Source organism: Parabacteroides sp. Marseille-P3160 (assembly GCF_900162725.1).
GTDB lineage: Bacteria > Bacteroidota > Bacteroidia > Bacteroidales > Tannerellaceae > Marseille-P3160.
Map to the genome: position 1 here is coordinate 426,499 of NZ_LT799418.1, position 21,371 is coordinate 447,869.

Sequence of the window (21,371 nt, forward strand, 5' to 3'; positions counted from 1 at the left end):
TTAGTAACGACAAATATAAAAATAAAAAGAGAATGCATACATTTGTATTCTACAATATTGACTGAAGGAATGATAAAAAAAATAGTGTCCTCCCTTTTTCTCGAAAGGCTAAAGGAGATTGAAAGGTATGGACAATCGGCGGATGAGATTCAATGGACACAATTGAAAGGGTTGCTCCGGCAGGCAGCCGCGACAGAATGGGGAGAGCGGTATCGGTTTAAGGACATACGAAGCTATCGGGAGTATGCCGAACAGGTTCCTCTGCAGACCTATGAAGATCTTAAGCCTTTTATCGGAAGAATGATCAATGGAGAGAAGAACGTTTTATGGCCTTTTGCCGTTAAATGGTATGCAAAAAGCAGCGGGACAACAAATGATAAGAGCAAGTTCATTCCTGTGACAAAGGATAACCTGAAGAAGGCGCATTATCAAGGCGGTTTCGATACTCTCGCGCTTTATTTTAAGAATTATCCGGACAGCCGTTTCCTTTTCCGTAAGAGCCTGGTGCTTGGGGGAAGCCATAGTCCGTCTCCGCTCAATAAGAAATCCCATTACGGCGATTTGTCTGCCGTCATGCTGCAAAAACTGAATCCTTTGGTGGATCTGGTGCGCGTCCCGTCAAAAAAGATCATCCTGATGGGCGAATGGGAAAGTAAGTTGCAGGCAATTGTGGAGCACGTATGGAATAAGGATGTCAGTAATCTGGCAGGCATCCCTTCCTGGATGCTGACCTTAATCCGACGGGTTTTGGAAAAGACCGGAAAGGAGTCTTTATTGGAAGTCTGGCCGAATCTGGAGGTCTTCTTCCACGGAGGGATCAGTTTTGAACCTTACCGGGAGCAATACCGGACATTGATTCCTTCGGAGCGGATGCATTATATGGAAACATATAATGCATCGGAGGGTTTTTTCGGCATACAGGACGATCCGAAAGATCAAAGTATGTTGCTGATGATCGATTATCAGACATTCTATGAATTTATCCCGATGAAAGAATTAGGAGAGGAACATCCTACGGTTCTTCCTCTGGAAGCCGTAGAGCCGGGTGTGAACTATGTAATGCTGATCAGTACATCGGGAGGTCTTTGGCGTTATCAAATCGGAGATACAATCCGCTTTACCTCTTGTTTCCCTCATAAATTTGTCATTACAGGCCGAACGAAGAGTTTTATCAATGCCTTTGGAGAGGAATTAATGGTTGATAATGCAGACAAAGGAATTAGCGAAGCCTGTTCTCAAACCGGGGCCAAAGTAAAAGAGTATACGGTGGCTCCATTGTTTTTGTTAGATCGGGCGAAAGGGCGCCATCAGTGGCTTATTGAATTTGAGGTGTTTCCATCTTCCTTGGAAGAATTCGCCACGGTGTTGGATCAAGCCCTTCAACGACTGAATTCGGACTATGAAGCCAAGCGATATAAAGAGATCTCCCTACAGCCTCTGGAGCTTATCCCGGCCCGTAACGGAGTGTTTTACGAATGGCTGGAGCAACGGGGGAAACTTGGTGGACAGCATAAAATTCCCCGCCTGAACAACGATCGTACCATCCTGGATGAATTGCTGAGCATGAATGTCCATCCTGAGTCCTAAATGATATATTGGACCAAAATAGAAAGAGGGATACCCGAAAGGGCATCCCTCTTTCCTTATTGTTCTTCGGATTATAAATCAGTAATGGGCTTGAATTTCGGAACCAGGCCTTTCATCACGAACCAACCGATAAGGTAAGCAATTGCACAGAATGAAAAGACAATCGTATATCCGGGCGTCTTGCTTCCCCATTCAACCAAGCTATAGTCAAAGAGCATACCACTGGATTTCTGGATGAAGACGGAGCCGATACCACCGGCCATACCGCCGATCCCCGTAATGGTTGCAATGGCTTTCTTCGGGAACATGTCTCCTACCGTAGAGAAGATGTTGGCCGACCAAGCCTGATGGGCCGAGCCTCCGATACCAATCATCAATACAGGTATCCAATATCCGTAATTTCCCATAAAGGACAAGTGCCCTAAAGGTTGTGCCAATAATACGACCAGAGGGAATAAAGCGATGATCAGCATGGCTTTCATACGCCCGGCATAGGGATCCAATCCCTTATTAATGAAAAAGGTAGGAAACTTTCCGCCGAAAATGGAACCGAACACAGTCAACGTATAGAGGACGCCGATCGGAAGGGCTATCTCGGTAATTTCCATATTGTATTCCGCCTTGAGGTAAGCCGGAGTCCAGAATAGGAAGAACCACCAGACACCGTCCGTCATGAACTTGCCGAAGGCAAACGACCAGGTCTGTTTGTATTTGAAGCATTGGGCAAAAGATACTTTTTCTGCTGTTTTATCTTCGCTGACAATTTCGTCCTTGTAATCCTGATTGATATATTTCCGTTCCGCATCATTCATCAAATTGTTATTCTCAGGCGACTTGTAAAGAAGCAGCCAGAAAATCATCCAGATGAATCCGGTGGCGCCTACAACGATAAAGGCCATCTCCCATCCCCAGGCCTGAGCCATAAAAGGTACGGTCAACGGAGCTAAAATAGCACCGATATTTGCTCCCGAGTTGAAGATTCCGGTTGCGAAAGCGCGGTCACGTTTGGGAAAATATTCGGCTGTCGCCTTGATGGCCGCCGGGAAGTTTCCGGCTTCTCCCAAGGCAAGGAGACAGCGGGCGATGACAAACGTGACAATACTTACCAGGCTGATTGTCGCGACGACCTCCGGGTCAGTTGCGTTACGAAGGGCGGAGGCGTCGGGTAGGTTGACTACTTTCTCCGTCAGAATTCCGCATACCGCATGTATGCAGGCTGCCGCCGACCAAACGCCGATCGCGATGGCATATCCTTTCTTGGTTCCCAATTTGTCGATGAATCGGCCGGCAAAAAGCATGCAGAAGGCATAGGCGAAAGAGAAGACTGCCGTAATGGTTCCGTAATCACTGTCCGTCCAATGGAATTCTTCTTCCAATACGGGTTGAAGCAGGGATAATACCTGGCGGTCCAGATAGTTGATTGTCGTAGCAAAAAAGAGTAACGCACAGATGGTCCATCTGTAGTTCGTCATTTTCTCATTTATTGTTTTTATTGCATTCATGGTTTTTCGCTTTAATAGGGTTCTTATTTTGGTTGTTTCCCAATGTATGCCAAAATACCACCATCTACGTAAAGCACATGACCATTAACAAAATTAGAAGCATCGGATGCCAGGAATACGGCGGGTCCTTGCAGATCTTCAGGCGTCCCCCAACGGGCAGCCGGAGTTTTGGCGATAATAAAGGAATCGAAAGGATGACGGGAGCCGTCCGGTTGGATTTCGCGGAGCGGAGCGGTCTGGGGTGTTGCGATATAACCCGGTCCGATTCCGTTGCATTGGATGTTGAATTCTCCGTACTCGGAAGCGATGTTGCGGGTCAGCATCTTTAAACCACCCTTGGCAGCTGCATAGGCCGAAACCGTCTCACGACCCAACTCGCTCATCATGGAACAGATGTTGATGATTTTGCCGTGTCCTTTTTTGATCATACCTGGGATGACCGTCTTGGATACGATGAACGGTGCGTTCAGGTCTACATCGATTACCTGGCGGAATTCAGCGGCAGACATTTCGACCATCGGGATACGCTTGATGATTCCTGCATTGTTTACCAGGATATCGATAACTCCCACTTCTTTTTCGATCCGGGCAACCAATGCCTGAACCGCTTCTTCATTGGTTACATCACATACATAACCGTGCGCACGGATACCCTCCGCTTTGTATGCCTCAATCCCTTTATCAACCAGTTCTTGTTTGATATCGTTGAACACTACGGTTGCACCCGCTTTGTGGAATGCCGTTGCAATGGCAAAGCCAATGCCGTAGGAAGCTCCTGTTATAAGGGCTACTTTACCGGCTAATGAAAATTGATTCTCCATTTCTTATTTTTGTTTTTAATTTATAATATACAAAGTATGCTTTAACGGGATACACGGCCGGAGCCGTCTCCTTTCAACAGGTTTTCTACTTCGGAAACCGTCACCAGGTTGAAGTCTCCGTAGATGGTATGCTTCAGGCAGGAAGCCGCCACAGCAAAATCCAGGGCTTTCTGGTCGTCTTCCGGATACGTGATCAATCCGTAGATCAGTCCGCCCATAAAGGAATCTCCTCCTCCTACCCGGTCTACGATATGGGTAATATCGTATCTTCTCGATTGATAGAGCTTGCCGGAATAGAGGACGCCTCCCCAGGTGTTATGATTCGCATTGATAGAGCCACGCAAGGTAATGATTACCTTCTTTGCCCTCGGGAAACGTTTCTGCAACTGGGTACATACAGATTCGAATTCGGCGGCATTCACTTCCCCTCCGGTGTGTGCCACGTCGAATCCTTCCGGTTTGATACCGAAAACCTTCTCCGCATCTTCTTCGTTGCCTAAGATCACATCGCAACCCTCCGTCAATGCCGGCATGATTTCGGCCGCTGTTTTTCCGTATTTCCACAAGTTTTTACGATAGTTCAGATCCGTGGAAACGGTTACGCCCAGTTCGTTGGCTATCCGGATCGCTTCCAGGCAGGCGTCCGCCGCTCCCTGGGATAGCGCGGGAGTGATGCCGGTCCAATGGAACCATTGCGCGTCCTTAAAAACCTCTTTCCAATCCACCATTCCCGGTTGGATTTGGGCAATCGCAGAATTGGCGCGGTCATATACTACTTTCGATGCACGGGCTACAGCTCCTGTTTCAAGAAAGTAAATACCTACCCGGTCGCCTCCTCTGATCACCCTGTTAACGCCCACACCGTACTTTCTTAATTCGGACAAGCACCAGTCTGCGATATCATTCTTCGGCAGGCGGGTTACAAACTCGGTGGGTATTCCATAATTGGACAAGGATACGGCTACATTAGCTTCTCCGCCTCCAAAGGTGGCGTTTAGATTTGTCGACTGTATAAATCGTTGGTATCCGGGAGTTGCCAAGCGCAACATAATTTCCCCGAAAGTGACTACTTTTTTCATTCTTTCCGTTTATTCTTTAGAGTTTTTATTTGAATGGGTATCTAAAAGGTTGCTTAATTGAATGTAACGATAAGCGGCTGCTTCAAGGCTTTTGAGAAATTCGCGACATGTTTCTGGAAATCGGCAATTGTAGGGAATCCGAATTTTTCCCAACCGTAACCGGTATAGTAGGTAACCGGCTTATTCGGCTGATAGGTCGTAAGGCCCAATATGTGCGTATGCGTCTCTTTCTTCTTTGAAATAGGATTCAACACCTCGTAGGTATTGATAACCGTACTGTCGACAGGAGTCGGGAAAACCAATCCGACGAAGACGCTTCCCGCCTTTTCGCCCGGTTCCAGGTAGACAATATAATCTTTTTCCGGCGAAACGAGGATGGAATCGTTCTTTTCCCGTTTGACAATACCGGCTGCCACCGGAGTCGGTTCGCTAACCCCCAACTGTTCTGTTACTTTCGTCAACTGGGAGCCGGCGTCGAGAGAAAATATGCGTATTTCGCTGATGCTTTTCCCATTGACGTCGAAACTGTTGTAGGTCAACTTGAAGGTAGTGCGGAGCGGCCCGTTTTCCAGCAGCTCCTGGGAGGCAAAGTTTTCGTTCAACCATAATTTTCCGTTTACAAACGGAGCCATGGCGCCGGCGCCTAATGTACGTCCGACTTTATAGTCGTCCAATCCTTCCCCCCGGTCTTCGTGATAAGAGGCTACTTTAGCCAGATCGTCCTTATACCATTTGTCGATGATCAGGTTGTTTGTCCGTTTATACCAAAGGTCGATTCCGTTACTCGGTCCGTCGATTTCGACAAGGGCCGGCCCGTAGATGCGGAATGCTACCCGGTCGTTCTCCCACGCGAAATCGTCTTTACGTTCTTTGATGAAGCGTGCATACGTCTTGGCAGGGAATTCTTGGTATGTTCCTGCGCTGATAGCATAGGTCGCTGTTTCATTCGCTTTGACTCCCGAAGGGAAAATCAGTGTCCTGTCGAAAGTAACCTGTGAAGGGACGACTTCGCCCGCGCTGTTCTTTACTACATACACCTGGCTGTCTGTCAAGGCCAGCTTATTACTCAAGCTATCCAGCGGGATGGCTGTCAATTCTTCCGTCCGGTCGAAATCACTCGGATTGGCAATGGTTATTTTTACCTCTTTGGATGCTTTCGTGCAAGAGGCGAATAATAACGCGGCAAATGCGAAATAAATTAGTTTTTTCATCTTGTTATTTCATTTAGAACTTGGTTCTTATCTTAATTTGTCCGCCGTGAAAGTGTCCATATCGTCATAATCAAGGTTCTCCCCGCACATGGCCCAGATAAAGGTATAATTGCTGGTGCCGGCGGCTGAGTGGATAGACCAGGAGGGAGAAATCACGGCTTGTTCGTTCGCCATGAAGATATGGCGGGTTTCCTGGGGTTGTCCCATAAAATGGCAGACGGCCTGTTCTTTCGGTACTTTAAAATAGAAGTAAGCTTCCATCCGGCGGGAGTGGGTATGCGGAGGCATGGTGTTCCATACGCTTCCCTCCTTGAGTTCCGTTACGCCCATTTGCAGTTGGCAGCAAGGTACGATTTCGTTGAGTATAATCTGGTTCAGCAGCCGTTCGTTGGCCGTCGCCTTCGATCCCAAATCACGCGTACGGCGCATGGATGCTGTTATCTGGGTAGTCGGATAGGCCTTATGGGCCGGTGAAGATGCGAAATAATATTTGGCTGGCCGGGAAGGGTCATTGCTTTTAAAGATCACTTCTTTTGAGCCTCGTCCTATATAGACGGCGTCTTTAAATGTCATCGGGTAATCGGTTCCGTCGACCGTTACGACACCTTCGCCTTCAATGCAAATGATACCCGCTTCGCGTCTTTCGCAGAAATATTCCGAGCGGATCAAATCGACGGTCTCCAGTTTTAACGCCTCGTTTACGGGGAGGGCCCCGCCGATGATAAGACGGTCGTTATGGGTGTAGGTCATTAATACCGTATCGGCTTCAAATAGTTTTTCTACTAAAAATTCTTTGCGGAGTTGTGCCGTGTCATAGTGTTTTACATCATCAGGATGGGTTCCCCAACGTTCTTCGATAAAAGTTTTCATATCAATGTGTTTTTAATATTTCTGAAATAAGAGTTCCGATAAAATTATAAAATCCAGATGTTCGAAAGTTAATAAATGCAGGGTAATAAAACTATATCACTTGCATTTTTTAATGATTCTTCCCTTTTTTCTGTTATTTAAGCATACAAAAATTTATTACAGACAAAGGTACCGTTCTTTTTTCTAAGATGCAATAAGTGGATAATCCATTCGTTATTATTTCGTATTAAGCAAGATTTTATCCGGAATGCGTGTTCATATACCTGTTTATATCGTTTTTCTGTTTTTTGTCTCCTTGCTTTTTTCCTGTAAATCGGCCAAACTGGCGGATGCGGAAGAAAAGCAACGGATCGGGGAATACTATGAGGCGGCGGAAATCTACCGGAAAGTGTATTCTAAGACGAAACCGGATAAACGTGACTTGCGGGGTTATATTGCCTTCCGGATGGGAGAATGCAACCGGCGGATCAATAATACCGGGCGGGCGGCCACGGCTTTCATGAACGCGCTGCGTTACGAATATCCGGATAGTCTGGTGCATCTGCGGATCGGGCAGGTTTACCAGCAGACCGGGCAGTATGCAAACGCCATCCAAGCTTATCGTAAGTTCCTTGAATTCAATCCGTCCAGCCAGCTGGCGCTCAATGGGATCAAAGGATGCGAACTGGCGCCTGGGTTGAGAGAGAGAATTTCTTATTATCAGGTCCGTAAGATGGATCTCTTCAATTCCCGCCGTGGGGAGTTCAGCCCGATGCTTTACGGGGAAAAATACGATCAGCTTTATTTCGCTTCTTCCCGCGGAAAAGCGAACCGCGATTCCCTCAGCGCCATCACAGGCGTAAAGAACAATGATTTCTATTTGGCCAAGAAGGATGAAAAAGGTGCCTGGCAGCGTCCGGAAGAAATGGAAGACCCGGTCAATACTGATTTCGACGAGGGAACACCGTCTTTCTCCAAAGACGGTAATACGATGTATTATACGTATTGTGCGCAAGATCCGATGGGGTCGCGTACGGCGGAAATCTATATTTCTACCCGCAGCGGCGCCCAGTGGGGAGCCGGTACGCGGGCCTCAATTGTGAAGGACTCGGTTACTCCCTTGGCGCACCCCACAGTTTCTCCGGACGGGAAATATCTCTATTATGTTTCCGAAACGGTTGGCGGGGAGGGGGGCAAAGACCTTTATCGTTCTCGCTTGGTCGGAGGAAGCGATTTCGGACCGATGGAAAATCTGGGCCCGGCCATTAATACCGAGGGAGACGAAATGTTCCCTTATGTACGCGACTCGGTGACGCTCTATTTTTCTTCGAACGGGCATCCCGGCATGGGAGGATTGGATCTGTTCAAGGCAACGTTGGACAGTCTCGGCCAATGGCATGTTGAAAACATGGGAGTGCCGTTCAATTCGCCGGGGGACGATTTCGGAATTACTTTTGAAGGGGAAAGGGAGCGTGGCTTCTTTTCCTCCAATCGCAATGACGCACGCGGATACGACCATATTTATTCCTTCGAACGCCCTACGGTTACGATCTATATTGAAGGGGTTGTTTCGGATGTGGAAGAAGAGCCGATTGAAAACGCAACCGTCCGGATTGTCGGTAAAGACGGACTGAATGTCAAAACGATGACGAAAGTGGACGGGACCTACCGGGTAGAGCTGGAACGTGATATCCGGTATGTCATGATGGCGAGTGCCCCTAATTTCCTGAACCAGAATTTTGAACTCGTTACCGGCCCCGAGGAGAAAAATGAAACCTATTACGTTGATTTCTTTCTTTCGCCGGTCAATAAGCCGGTTGTGGTGGAGAACATCTTTTATGATTTCGACAAGGCGACCCTGCGCCCGGAATCCAAAAAGGCGCTGGACCTGTTGATTAAGGTCCTGAACGAAAACCCGAATGTAACCATCGAGCTTGGTGCACATGCCGACCGCAAAGGTTCGGAGAAATACAATGAAGATCTGGCGCAACGGCGGGCACAATCGGTCGTCGACTACCTGATCGCCTCCGGAATCGATACCAAGCGCCTTACTGCCAAAGGTTACGGTAAGACCATCCCCAAGACGGTCACCAAGAAACTGGCCGCCGACCATCCGTTCCTGAAGGAAGGGCAAGCGCTTACGGAAGAATTTATCCTCACCCTTCCACCCGAGCAGCAGACGATAGCCGACCAGATCAACCGCCGTACCGAATTCAAGGTGACCGGCCTTAATTATAATCTTTTCTGAAATAAAATAATTCAGACAACCTAATTGTCTTTTTATTCACTGCCAATCTCTTTGTTTTGCTAAAAAGCCTTTATTATTGAGATTGTTTGCCGGAATAATTGTACTTTCGCAGCAATTTGTAAAAATTACGGAAGAAATGCCGTAAAACGAGTATTCACTTAAAATTTTTATCATGGACGAAGGCCCGTATCCGAATTACAGAGAGAATGGAGTATTAATATTAATGACTCTATAGGGAGGCCTTGCAGTCTCCTTATAGAACTAAAATCGTAAGGAGATTGTAACATGAATGAAATTAGAAATCGTCTTCAACAACTGATTGAAGATAGAAACTGGATAGATCTTAAACTCGAACTAGTTAATCTTGAACCTTTCCAGATTGCCGAGTTAATTGATAATTTACCCAAATCCGATCTGATCCTTTTCTTTCGCCTGCTTTCACGTAAGCAGGCTAAGGAGGTCTTTCAACATCTTTCGCATGACGAACAGGAAGATGTGATTGAAGGCATGGCGGCTAATGTGAATATGCTGACCGGCTTGTTAAATGATTTGGATCCGGACGACCGTACCGCCTTTTTTGAAGAACTCCCCGGAAAGGTGAGCCAACGGTTGATGCAAATGCTGTCGAAGAAAGAGCATGAGATCACCACTCAACTATTAGGTTATCCGAAAGATAGTATCGGGCGTTTGATGACACCCGAATATGTAGCTGTCAGGCCTTTTTTTACGGTTCAGAAGGGCTTGGATCATATCCGGAAATTCGGGCGGGATTCCGAAACGCTGAATGTGATTTATGTAGTGGACGAGAATTGGAAATTAATCGATGACATACGTATCGAGGAAATTATCCTGGCCTTACCAGAACAGAAGATTTCCGAACTCTGTGATAATCGTTTTATCTCACTCAATGTTTATGATGATCAGGAGGTGGCTGTCAAGATCTTTGCCGACCATGACCGCGTCGCCTTGCCGGTAACCGATACCGACGGAACACTGCTTGGGATTGTGACTGTCGATGATGTGATTGACGTACAACAGAAGGAAAGTACCGAAGACTTCCAGAAATTCGGTGGTACGGAAGGAATCGATCTGTCATATACCAAAGTTCCCCTGTGGGAAATGGTGAAAAAACGGGCCGGGTGGTTGGTCGTTTTATTCCTGAGTGAAATGCTCACCGCCTCTGCGATGGGACATTACGAGGAGGAAATTTCCAAAGCGGTTGTTTTGGCCCTGTTCGTTCCTTTGATTATATCGAGTGGAGGTAATTCAGGTTCGCAGGCAGCCAGTTTGATTATCCGTTCATTGGCCTTGAAAGAGCTGAGGTTAAAGAACTGGTGGTATGTCATGCGAAAGGAGATTTTTTCCGGACTAATGTTAGGAGCCATCCTCGGATGTATCGGATTCATCCGGATATTTATCTGGCAGGAGAGCGGGCTTTACGATTACGGTCAATTTTGGGTTTGGATTGGGATTAGCGTGGCTGTCTCCCTGGTCTTGATTGTTCTCTGGGGAACACTTTCCGGCTCCATGATTCCGTTTCTGCTGAAGAAAATAGGATTAGACCCGGCCACAGCCTCCGCCCCTTTTGTCGCCACCTTGGTTGATGTAACGGGATTAATCATCTATTTTACGGTTGCTGGTCTGTTTTTAAGCGGAAAGTTGCTTTGATCCGATGTGATACCGTAGGCTGTGATAGGAGCAAAAAGACCCGGTATGTAAAAGTGTAGGGCTTTTTCTCCTTTTTGGGTAATTTCTTTAGCCTATTTGGTTTAATTACTAATGTGTCTAACCTTCCAATTAAATAATAATCCGAGAATCTAACGGGACACGAGTGATAAAAAAGGCCTCTATTTTCGTACGGTAAACAAATGTTTACTATCTTTGAAACATCGCAATTAAAATGATTCGGAATGTTGAACGAAGAAGAGCGGAAAGAGTTAGAAGCTCTGGTAGAACACGAAAAAAGGAATCTTCTGTTCTATGTTTTAATGCACGATCGCCTTGTTGCAAGCGGATTATTAGAAAGTGAGTTTGAAAGTCAAATTAATTTTCACCTTGATAGGTTAATTGATTTACTTTCCAAACTGAAAAAATAATTATAAAAAGAATTGGATTATGACCGAGGCAGAAAAATTGGAAGCTCTACGGCTTGAATTCGTATCTTCCGAAAATATAGATATGGAGGCTTTCACCCGGAAGATAGATCAAGAGATCGCTTCAAAAAATGAAGTAGAACGGAAGCAGTTTATCGACGCTTTTAACGTAGAATCAAAAGCTGCCGTTGAACGGGCAGAGAAAATAGGTAGATATGTAGATATAAAGGTAAAATTGGCGGACATCCTGGATATTGTTTCCATGTCTTATATTGCTGAGAAGTATTTTAAGAAAAGTCGTTCCTGGTTTTCCCAACGCTTGAATAATCATAAAAGAAATGGTATTCCGGTATCGTTTACCGATGAAGAATTGGATATTTTATCTAATGCTTTGGATGATATCGGGCAGAAACTTAGAAATGTAGCACGTTCAATAGCCTGATATGCTTTTGAATCGAATTGCCCTGGTTTCGGCCGCGGCTTTTTGTTTTATATTTTTTAAGAGAGAGTATTTAGAGTGGCAAGTGTGAAATCCGGGCATCAGTATATAGCGGGCATCAATAATAGAAAGAGCATATGGAAAGTGGTGGAAAGGAGAATTGGGTCGATTATTTAAAAAATATTATAATAATGAAGGTAAGTCATTTCAAAATAATTCCAGTTGCTGATAAGGAGTGCTTACAGGCTTCTCTTTTTTACCTTGAAAAAGCTCCATTTGACCGAATTGCTTATCTGTAATGCACAGTATTCCTACTTGCCCTAAAGGGGGAAGATTCTTTTTCACTCGTTTGATATGCACATCCGCATTTTCGCGGCTTGCACAATGACGTAGATAGATAGAGAACTGGAACATGGTAAATCCATCTTCAATCAACCTTTTCCGAAAATCGGAGTACGCCTTCTTTTCCTTTCTGGTCTCGGTCGGCAAATCGAAAAATACAAGAACCCACATGATCCTATATTCACTAAAACGTTCCACTTTATTCAAAAATCGGATATGAAATTTTTCTCATCTCACCGCTAAAGCATTTAGCCAATGAAGCAGTAGTTTGGCTTACGGCAATCATCAGTGGACTGCGCTGTCCGTTTATCATCACATCCATGACTGGAATATTAAGAAGTTTGGTTTTCAGAGATGTGCTCAATTCTGAAATATCCTCGTTACTGTCGAAAAGTTCAAGCACTAATTTGTCGACGAACGGTCTGTATGGTTCCATAATATCGTCGGCAAGGCAGTAGGCGTTGTAGCGGTTGTGGTGATGGATGCCCAATGTTGGTAAAAGTCCGGTACCGACTAAGGCACGGGCGACGATGGCCCGGAGAATCGCATAGCCATAATTGAGTAAATTATTGGGAGGAACGCCTTCCCTGTCTCTTCGGAAATTCGTGATGGAAGGGAATAGGTTTGCCCAATAATAGACAGCTGCCCGTCCTTCGAGATTATCGCTATCTCCACTCTTTACATCCAATGCCCATTTTTGCATGTTTTTTACTACTGTCTTACGCAAAGTTCCTAGGACATGAGCTTGATTCGTTATTTTTGCCTGTACGGTTTGCTGCCAGAGTTGTTTGCGAAGCGGTATGCTTGAGTTTAATTGGTCACGGAAACGTTCACTCTGAACAGTATTCCCGCTTAGCGGAAGCATTAACCCTAAAGGCATGCGGCTGCTATCGCAAGTGATAACAGCCGTATTGTTTGCCAGTAAAGCTTCCATAAGTCCATGGGTAATGGTTATTTGTTTATGGTCGAGCATCACCACGCCGATATCCTCGATTGGAAGTTTCCGTATACTATCACGTTTGAATGATTCGGGCAAATCATCGTTTCGTTCCACTTCCGGAAGCTTGATTACCAACTGTTTGTTCGCTATGCTCAAATAAGCTGGATTTCCGAAATAAAGGGTACGCTTGATCATTTAATATAAGTTTTATCAAAATTATAAGACTTTTTTGCTGCTTTGTAGCGTTATGCTATTTTATATTTATTTCATTAGTTCTGCTTATCGAAATGCTTCTTCCACTTTTCCTAATCTATCCACTTTCAGTTTTATACATACTTGTTTTATCATTGTTCCATCAATTGCTCTTTCCATTTTGTTCAATGCTGAATATTCTATTTTATTGACAATAGAATTCGCTACTTCACTTTTTATAAAAAAACATTGAGAGCCACTTGAGCTAACCATTTTATAAATTCTGTTTTGATGTAATTCTTCTCTATCTAAAGGTTTTGCATTTTCTTCTTCTGTTGGTACATATACTAAATCGTTAGGAGATAAGTGAAATAAAAGTTTATCTCCTTTTTCATTGATTTCGGGTACATCGGTTAACCCTTGTTTCAATCTTTCAATCACTATGTTTAAAGGAATGGTTTCATAACTACGATTCCCTTCCTCATCGACATAAATGGCAAAAAACAGATTCGTTCCTTTGGCCGCTTCAACATATTTGGATTTTTTATTACCCGTTTCGCCCAAAGGAAATCTGCTTCCTATTTCAAAAATTCGTACTTTATGAATAGGCTGGCGTTTTTTCCCGTCATTGAATTTCTCAATGTTGTTGTTTAAATCTTCGATGCCTTCCGGAGAGAATGCCAACTCTGGGCTTTTTTTGTAGGACAAATAATTCTTCAAGATTTTTTGAATGCCCGTATCCGTTATTTTATCAATAGTTTTTAAATCAAAAGAAGTATCCAACTTTTTTCTTATTGCCGTAATAAATTTCCCTCTGGACACTTTTATTCTTACTAAATTGACCTTGGCATAAACGAATTCCTTATGTAAAGATTTTCGAATCGCCCAATTATCACCTTTAGTCTGTTTGTCTATAACCTTTTTCCCATCGACATAATGTTGATAATAATTGACGCTTTTATTGATCACCCGAAGGTTTTGCTTAAAACTGACGATTATTTTCTCCAATTCATTGCGGGCATCTACAGTAAAACTATCCCAAGGCTTTTTGAAAAACCAGTTATAGCTTTTTGAAAAATTGTCATTGTATTTTTTGTAACATAAAACAGTTCTTAAATCTTCTCTTTTGACTTGTTTCTCTTCTTTGGTTTTACTTTTATCTAAAGCATATTGGTTGTTCATGTAGTTTACATGACTTCGGGTAGCACAGGCAATAACTAAAGCATCCATGGCATGGTGTCGATGATCGATACGCTTTTTCTGGAAATTTTTGGATACTTCGATCGGCACCGTAGGTAAATATTTTTGATAGCGTTCATTATAGGTTATAAAATCTGTAGAATTAGTCAGTTGGTTCATACGTTCGAAACGAGGAAGGATCAAATCATTCCAGATATCGTTCAATCCCCAGTCTTGTTTTAGCCGAGTTGTTATTTTCCCGTTCAATGGAATGAGGTTCTTGGAATTGACGCCATCATCTTTTATCTCTTCACGTACAATATTAGAGAGTAGAGAAGATATATATTTGCTGATATAACGGGTGTCATTTATCTGCCGCTCTATCATTTTCTCGGGAATTTCTTCCATCAAAAGTTTGCTCCGTTTCGATCGGTTCTTGCTATAATGTTCTTTTACGAATTCTAAATATTCTTTTTCGTTGAATATTCTAACTTTTTTCCCAAATCCAATCTCAACCATTTCTTCGGGGTGCTCTTTTATGAACTCTAATCCGAGCTGATTACCTTTTAGTTTATTTACAGCGGATTCACAAATCACTTTATTACTGAAACTATCATCGAAATAACGGCTTTGCGGAATGATGTGCTCAATTTCATAATCGGAAGTGAATAGTTTATTCAAAGGAATAACTGTTCCGGTATAAGGCGAACGATAACGTTGTTCCAACCATAATTTGTATCGCCGGAGTTCGGATGACGAAGGTTGTGCTGTTTTACTTATTTTTAAGATATCATCATCAATTTCGATACCGGAATTTAATACGCTATCTTCATAAATCTTCAAAACTTCCTGCTGCATGGGTGAGAGCGGCCGCACGTTTTCTACTTCCGCATAGTTTTCCATTTCGGCCAAAAGGGATTTAATCCGCAGATTCGTTATTTCATTTTCTGTTATCTGTTTTGTCAACCTCTGGCGTTCTTCGGTCGGGAGTTTCATCTCACGTCCTAATTCAATATGGATTTCGGAAAAGAAATCTTTTGCTCCGTTTCCGTAATGTTTCCAAATGTCCTTTAAAACCCGTAAGGTTTCAGTAACGACTTGCTCTACAATAGGATTTCTTAAAGAATGTTGTTTGAAATTCTTCAAGAACGTTTCCAAATCTTCAACGGTATTCCATTTTTCTGCAGCATTTGCTTCCGAATGGCGACCGTAGACGATATAACTTGCCAACCAAAGCTGTAACCCTTGAAAATTTTCTTTCTGAGATAGATGAATAGCCTTTTCCCGAACTTTATCTTTTATCTCTTCATTGTACTCCCCGGTAATTATTTTATCAATTCTGTCCTTCGTTTTGGGATCAATGGCTTCCCAATTCCAATACTTTCCAAACCGCATTAAAGGCAATAGTTTCTTAATGGCTTTTTCAGAAAATGAACCGTACTCGTTTCGAAAAGGTGGAAATTTCCTGAAATTATCAACAAAAGATTCCATATCCAACTGATGTTTCTCGGCAAATGATTTTAAAGCTTTTTCAAATTCCGCCTTGTCGGTTACCGAATAAATAATATGCCATAATTGTTGCTCGATTTCTCTGTTCAGGAAATCAGAGGGAGTATTTTGCACTTTTTCAAGCCGGTTTGTAATAAGATACCTGGTCTCATTGCACGGATAAGCCTTGTCTTTGTCATCAACAAAATTCCAACGATATTTGGAGACTTCATTTGTTAAGGCTTTTCCTTTATATCCTTTCTTTTCTAAGAAATATTTGATTAACACGTCTTGCTTGATCTCTTTTCGATTGTTCAGAAAATCGAATAAATCTTCGAATTTTTCGATCTGATTTAGAAATTCCTGTGTAACATTCGCATCATCATCTCTACGGTAAATCGCTAAATTATTGATCCATTGCCATAAACGAAATTCCTGATAATAAGGATTTGATTTAGGAGATGCTTTCAAGTATTCAATATGCTCTATGTTGTCTTTATCTTTATATTTTCTAAATTCCAATGTGCAATTACTAATAGATGATTTCTGGCTTCGTAATGGACGTTGATAGAATATAATATCGTTTAAAAATAATGATATAAAGTCTTTCTTTGCAAGGGAAAGTTGCTGAGATTCGTTGTTTCGGTAAAGCTCTCGAACTGCTTCATTGTATAAATCTTCATTCTGTAATTCTTGATGGAATCCTTTTTGCTTTAACAGAATTTGCCTTAGCTCTTCCTTATAGAATTTTCTCTCAATAGTTCGTACCAGTTTACCTTTGATTTTCTGCTTTGGATTTTGAAGTAAAGCTTCATAAATGTATTCTCCGACAGTTTGATTGCTTTTATTAATGTCTGCTTCTGTTTTCTTCTTTAAAAGGGTCCAGTCATCTGCTGAAGGAGCACGGAAAGAGCGTTTCTCATTGCCTTCTTTATCTATTTTTATTGTTCCGTCATCGTTTAAATCTGTTGTAACGATAAATTCCTTTGTTTTTCCAATCCAATCAGTTAATGAAACTTTACTTGAACGGTGATACACCCAACCATTTTCAAGTACAACATTATACCAAATGTCTGTTTTCCCTCTTTGTGGCCCATCTGCTGTAATATCAACTACTTTCAACGCGTAAAATTCAACCAATTTATTTGGATTTTCTTCCTCGTCTTCTCCCCGTAACTGATAATATCCGCGTTTTTGGTTAAAGTTCAATAAAATCCAGGCGAGTTCTTCCTTCTCTATTTTTTGAGTTAAGGCTTTTTTTCGTAAATAATAAATTGTCCAATCATAGGGAATCAGTTTCCCTTCTTTAAGTAGTTGAGGTTGAGTGTTTTTGAAATCAGTAATCATTTCGTTAAAAGACTTCTGAAAAATGAATTCAAATTTCCCTTCATCTAATTTTTTCCATGCTAATTTAGGTTCTGTATCACTAGCAAATTGGCCCAAACGTTTCTCAAAATCAATTTGACTCGCATAATGTTCGGGTAGAAATCCTAAAACATTTAAAACACGATGTAATCGTTCGCGACGTAACAAATGGCGTTCCCTTAATCTTCTTGTTCCACGATAATCAGTACGTTCCGCTGTTTGAGAAATAGAATTCCCATTTTCAAAATTTCCCAAAATATCCTGACTCATCGGAATGATTCGGCTTCCCATTCCTCGTATTTTATATGGTTTGCCGTTTTCATTTACTTCCAGTAGTGCCCAGCCAACACTATTGGTACCCAAGTCTAGTCCTAAAATATGCTTTTTCATAATTACAATTCATTGTAAATGATGTATAAAATTATGTATAATTTTTATTTCGCAGAATGTTTTTTGCAAATTATTTTTATGTAACTTTGCATATAAATTTTTGAAAGCAAATCACAATAAGGATTATTCCGTTGTGAAAACATTTAAGGCGGGGCAACTCGTCTTCTTTTTTAGAAATCTATAGTACAAATAAAAAATCCCGCATTAAACGGGATTTTTTATTTGTTTAGTAATAGCTTTTTACAGTTCAAAAATAAGGATTAATTGTTTGATTCTTTTTGACTTGTATATATTGTGCTGTTACTAAAGCCAAAGGTACAAACTTTTGAAAGCAAATCACAACATCAATTGCAGAACTTTATATATGCGATAGCTGTTACTAAAGCCAAAGGTACAAACTTTTGAAAGCAAATCACAACCCCGTATTAAGATAGATTGTAGAGTTCTCGGCTGTTACTAAAGCCAAAGGTACAAACTTTTGAAAGCAAATCACAACAGATGGAAAGGATAAACAATGACGCTTGAAGCTGTTACTAAAGCCAAAGGTACAAACTTTTGAAAGCAAATCACAACTATATAAAGCTTCATAAGCTTTTTACTCTGCTGTTACTAAAGCCAAAGGTACAAACTTTTGAAAGCAAATCACAACAACGATCACCTGGACACGCATCGACTGGCCGCTGTTACTAAAGCCAAAGGTACAAACTTTTGAAAGCAAATCACAACAGGTTGCCAAATATCCATTCAAAGAAATAAGCTGTTACTAAAGCCAAAGGTACAAACTTTTGAAAGCAAATCACAACCGATTTCTTGTTTGCATGAAAAACAATATAGCTGTTACTAAAGCCAAAGGTACAAACTTTTGAAAGCAAATCACAACGATAAATCTCCAGTAAGCAACGAGGAAAGAGCTGTTACTAAAGCCAAAGGTACAAACTTTTGAAAGCAAATCACAACTATTTCCGATCCCTTCATATAAGAAATTTCGCTGTTACTAAAGCCAAAGGTACAAACTTTTGAAAGCAAATCACAACTATGCTAGACCCTACTTTTCTAAACACAATGCTGTTACTAAAGCCAAAGGTACAAACTTTTGAAAGCAAATCACAACCTTATTCGAATCCATATACATTGGAGAGTCGCTGTTACTAAAGCCAAAGGTACAAACTTTTGAAAGCAAATCACAACAGGTGCGCAAAAACACAGTGGAGCGTTCCAGCTGTTACTAAAGCCAAAGGTACAAACTTTTCAAAGCAAATCACAACGTATGTTTACCGATATCCTTACAATTTTATGCTGTTACTAAAGCCAAAGGTACAAACTTTTGAAAGCAAATCACAACCATTATCGCCAATCTCGGTTTCTTCTGATGCTGTTACTAAAGCCAAAGGTACAAACTTTTGAAAGCAAATCACAACCGTCTCCTGGTAGGATGAATTGAGGGATATGCTGTTACTAAAGCCAAAGGTACAAACTTTTGAAAGCAAATCACAACCTTTAGTTACAAATGATATAGCAACGGAATGCTGTTACTAAAGCCAAAGGTACAAACTTTTGAAAGCAAATCACAACTGGAGTTCACAAGAACGAATCTGATAAATGCTGTTACTAAAGCCAAAGGTACAAACTTTTGAAAGCAAATCACAACCCATGCCTTTGCATCAATAAGCACCTAATTGCTGTTACTAAAGCCAAAGGTACAAACTTTTGAAAGCAAATCACAACAGATTAAGAGCATTTATTAAGATACTAAATGCTGTTACTAAAGCCAAAGGTACAAACTTTTGAAAGCAAATCACAACTGGAGTTCACAAGAACGAATCTGATAAATGCTGTTACTAAAGCCAAAGGTACAAACTTTTGAAAGCAAATCACAACCCATGCCTTTGCATCAATAAGCACCTAATTGCTGTTACTAAAGCCAAAGGTACAAACTTTTGAAAGCAAATCACAACAGATTAAGAGCATTTATTAAGATACTAAATGCTGTTACTAAAGCCAAAGGTACAAACTTTTGAAAGCAAATCACAACTGGAGTTCACAAGAACGAATCTGATAAATGCTGTTACTAAAGCCAAAGGTACAAACTTTTGAAAGCAAATCACAACCCATGCCTTTGCATCAATAAGCACCTAATTGCTGTTACTAAAGCCAAAGGTACAAACTTTTGAAAGCAAATCACAACAGATTAAGAGCATTTATTAAGATACTAAATGCTGTTACTAAAGCCAAAGGTACAAACTTTTGAAAGCAAATCACAACTGGAGTTCACAAGAACGAATCTGATAAATGCTGTTACTAAAGCCAAAGGTACAAACTTTTGAAAGCAAATCACAACCCATGCCTTTGCATCAATAAGCACCTAATTGCTGTTACTAAAGCCAAAGGTACAAACTTTTGAAAGCAAATCACAACAGATTAAGAGCATTTATTAAGATACTAAATGCTGTTACTAAAGCCAAAGGTACAAACTTTTGAAAGCAAATCACAACTGGAGTTCACAAGAACGAATCTGATAAATGCTGTTACTAAAGCCAAAGGTACAAACTTTTGAAAGCAAATCACAACCCATGCCTTTGCATCAATAAGCACCTAATTGCTGTTACTAAAGCCAAAGGTACAAACTTTTGAAAGCAAATCACAACAGATTAAGAGCATTTATTAAGATACTAAATGCTGTTACTAAAGCCAAAGGTACAAACTTTTGAAAGCAAATCACAACGAAGTACCTGAGAACGAAGGAGAAGAATAAGCTGTTACTAAAGCCAAAGGTACAAACTTTTGAAAGCAAATCACAACGAAGTACCTGAGAACGAAGGAGAAGAAAACGCTGTTACTAAAGCCAAAGGTACAAACTTTTGAAAGCAAATCACAACAGGTGCGCAAAAACACAGTGGAGCGTTCCAGCTGTTACTAAAGCCAAAGGTACAAACTTTTGAAAGCAAATCACAACGTATGTTTACCGATATCCTTACAATTTTATGCTGTTACTAAAGCCAAAGGTACAAACTTTTGAAAGCAAATCACAACAACTTCTTGTAACTTTAATGCATATGCGGCGCTGTTACTAAAGCCAAAGGTACAAACTTTTGAAAGCAAATCACAACGCTTCCGAGGCCATATCGTATGAGTCATCCGCTGTTACTAAAGCCAAAGGTACAAACTTTTGAAAGCAAATCACAACGAAGTACCTGAGAACGAAGGAGAAGAACAAGCTGTTACTAAAGCCAAAGGTACAAACTTTTGAAAGCAAATCACAACGAAGTACCTGAGAACGAAGGAGAAGAACAAGCTGTTACTAAAGCCAAAGGTACAAACTTTTGAAAGCAAATCACAACGTAGACTACATTCAACCTTTAATCTCTGACGCTGTTACTAAAGCCAAAGGTACAAACTTTTGAAAGCAAATCACAACCGAATTCGAGCAGCAATTTAAGTACATAGGCTGTTACTAAAGCCAAAGGTACAAACTTTTGAAAGCAAATCACAACATTCTCTTCTACACTTAAAATTCCGTTTGAGCTGTTACTAAAGCCAAAGGTACAAACTTTTGAAAGCAAATCACAACCATTAGTTACAAATGATATAGCAACGGAATGCTGTTACTAAAGCCAAAGGTACAAACTTTTGAAAGCAAATCACAACT

Annotated in this window: 13 protein-coding genes and 3 CRISPR repeat arrays; of the genes, 5 read left to right on the plus strand and 8 right to left on the minus strand. The window is 41.7% G+C overall.

Annotated elements, in window-relative coordinates; all coding sequences use genetic code 11:
* The first annotated feature begins 69 nt into the window (after positions 1-69).
* A complete protein-coding gene (locus tag BQ8014_RS01810; RefSeq protein WP_080902864.1) occupies positions 70-1,587 on the plus strand; it encodes a GH3 auxin-responsive promoter family protein in 1,518 nt (505 codons plus the stop codon).
* A 71-nt stretch (positions 1,588-1,658) separates the two neighbouring features.
* Here the strand turns inward: BQ8014_RS01810 and BQ8014_RS01815 are convergent, their stop codons facing one another.
* The 5 genes from BQ8014_RS01815 to kduI are packed head-to-tail and all read right to left on the minus strand — an operon-like array spanning position 1,659 to position 7,070.
* On the minus strand, positions 1,659-3,089 hold the full coding sequence (locus tag BQ8014_RS01815) for an MFS transporter (protein WP_080902865.1): 1,431 nt from the start codon (positions 3,087-3,089) through the stop codon (positions 1,659-1,661).
* 23 nt (positions 3,090-3,112) lie between these two features.
* On the minus strand, positions 3,113-3,910 hold the full coding sequence (locus BQ8014_RS01820; protein ID WP_080902866.1) for a gluconate 5-dehydrogenase: 798 nt from the start codon (positions 3,908-3,910) through the stop codon (positions 3,113-3,115).
* 41 nt (positions 3,911-3,951) lie between these two features.
* Positions 3,952-4,989 carry a sugar kinase gene (locus BQ8014_RS01825; protein ID WP_080902867.1) on the minus strand — a complete coding sequence of 346 codons (1,038 nt, stop codon included), beginning with the start codon at positions 4,987-4,989 and terminating at the stop codon, positions 3,952-3,954.
* Between the two features lie 53 nt (positions 4,990-5,042).
* The gene (locus tag BQ8014_RS01830; protein WP_080902868.1) at positions 5,043-6,200 is read right to left on the minus strand and encodes a DUF4861 domain-containing protein; all 1,158 of its coding nucleotides are present in this window, start codon (positions 6,198-6,200) and stop codon (positions 5,043-5,045) included.
* Positions 6,201-6,227: 27 nt separating this feature from the next.
* Complete coding sequence (kduI, locus tag BQ8014_RS01835) at positions 6,228-7,070, minus strand: 5-dehydro-4-deoxy-D-glucuronate isomerase (RefSeq protein ID WP_080902869.1); 843 nt, start codon at positions 7,068-7,070, stop codon at positions 6,228-6,230.
* 247 nt (positions 7,071-7,317) lie between these two features.
* Between kduI and BQ8014_RS01840 the strand changes: the two genes are divergently transcribed.
* The 4 genes from BQ8014_RS01840 (at position 7,318) to BQ8014_RS01855 (ending at position 11,832) form a co-directional block, all read left to right on the plus strand.
* The gene (locus tag BQ8014_RS01840; RefSeq protein ID WP_080902870.1) at positions 7,318-9,297 is read left to right on the plus strand and encodes a PorE family type IX secretion system protein; all 1,980 of its coding nucleotides are present in this window, start codon (positions 7,318-7,320) and stop codon (positions 9,295-9,297) included.
* Between the two features lie 285 nt (positions 9,298-9,582).
* Positions 9,583-10,965 carry a magnesium transporter gene (gene mgtE / locus BQ8014_RS01845; RefSeq protein WP_080902871.1) on the plus strand — a complete coding sequence of 461 codons (1,383 nt, stop codon included), beginning with the start codon at positions 9,583-9,585 and terminating at the stop codon, positions 10,963-10,965.
* Positions 10,966-11,207: 242 nt separating this feature from the next.
* Complete coding sequence (locus BQ8014_RS01850; RefSeq protein WP_080902872.1) at positions 11,208-11,393, plus strand: hypothetical protein; 186 nt, start codon at positions 11,208-11,210, stop codon at positions 11,391-11,393.
* A gap of 19 nt (positions 11,394-11,412) precedes the next feature.
* On the plus strand, positions 11,413-11,832 hold the full coding sequence (locus tag BQ8014_RS01855; RefSeq protein ID WP_080902873.1) for a DUF5053 domain-containing protein: 420 nt from the start codon (positions 11,413-11,415) through the stop codon (positions 11,830-11,832).
* A gap of 204 nt (positions 11,833-12,036) precedes the next feature.
* Here the strand turns inward: BQ8014_RS01855 and cas2 are convergent, their stop codons facing one another.
* From cas2 to cas9, 3 genes are all read right to left on the minus strand, one after another.
* Positions 12,037-12,369, minus strand: coding sequence for a CRISPR-associated endonuclease Cas2 (gene cas2 / locus BQ8014_RS01860; RefSeq protein ID WP_080905756.1), 333 nt, complete (start codon positions 12,367-12,369; stop codon positions 12,037-12,039).
* Between the two features lies 1 nt (position 12,370).
* Complete coding sequence (cas1, locus tag BQ8014_RS01865; RefSeq protein ID WP_080902874.1) at positions 12,371-13,306, minus strand: type II CRISPR-associated endonuclease Cas1; 936 nt, start codon at positions 13,304-13,306, stop codon at positions 12,371-12,373.
* Between the two features lie 84 nt (positions 13,307-13,390).
* A complete protein-coding gene (gene cas9 / locus BQ8014_RS01870) occupies positions 13,391-17,725 on the minus strand; it encodes a type II CRISPR RNA-guided endonuclease Cas9 (RefSeq protein ID WP_080902875.1) in 4,335 nt (1,444 codons plus the stop codon).
* A 296-nt stretch (positions 17,726-18,021) separates the two neighbouring features.
* Positions 18,022-18,913: direct repeats of the CRISPR family, unit length 47 nt; unit sequence GCTGTTACTAAAGCCAAAGGTACAAACTTTTGAAAGCAAATCACAAC.
* 106 nt (positions 18,914-19,019) lie between these two features.
* A CRISPR array of direct repeats spans positions 19,020-19,527; the repeat unit is 48 nt; unit sequence TGCTGTTACTAAAGCCAAAGGTACAAACTTTTGAAAGCAAATCACAAC.
* 106 nt (positions 19,528-19,633) lie between these two features.
* Positions 19,634-21,216: direct repeats of the CRISPR family, unit length 47 nt; unit sequence GCTGTTACTAAAGCCAAAGGTACAAACTTTTGAAAGCAAATCACAAC.
* Positions 21,217-21,371: the final 155 nt, after the last annotated feature.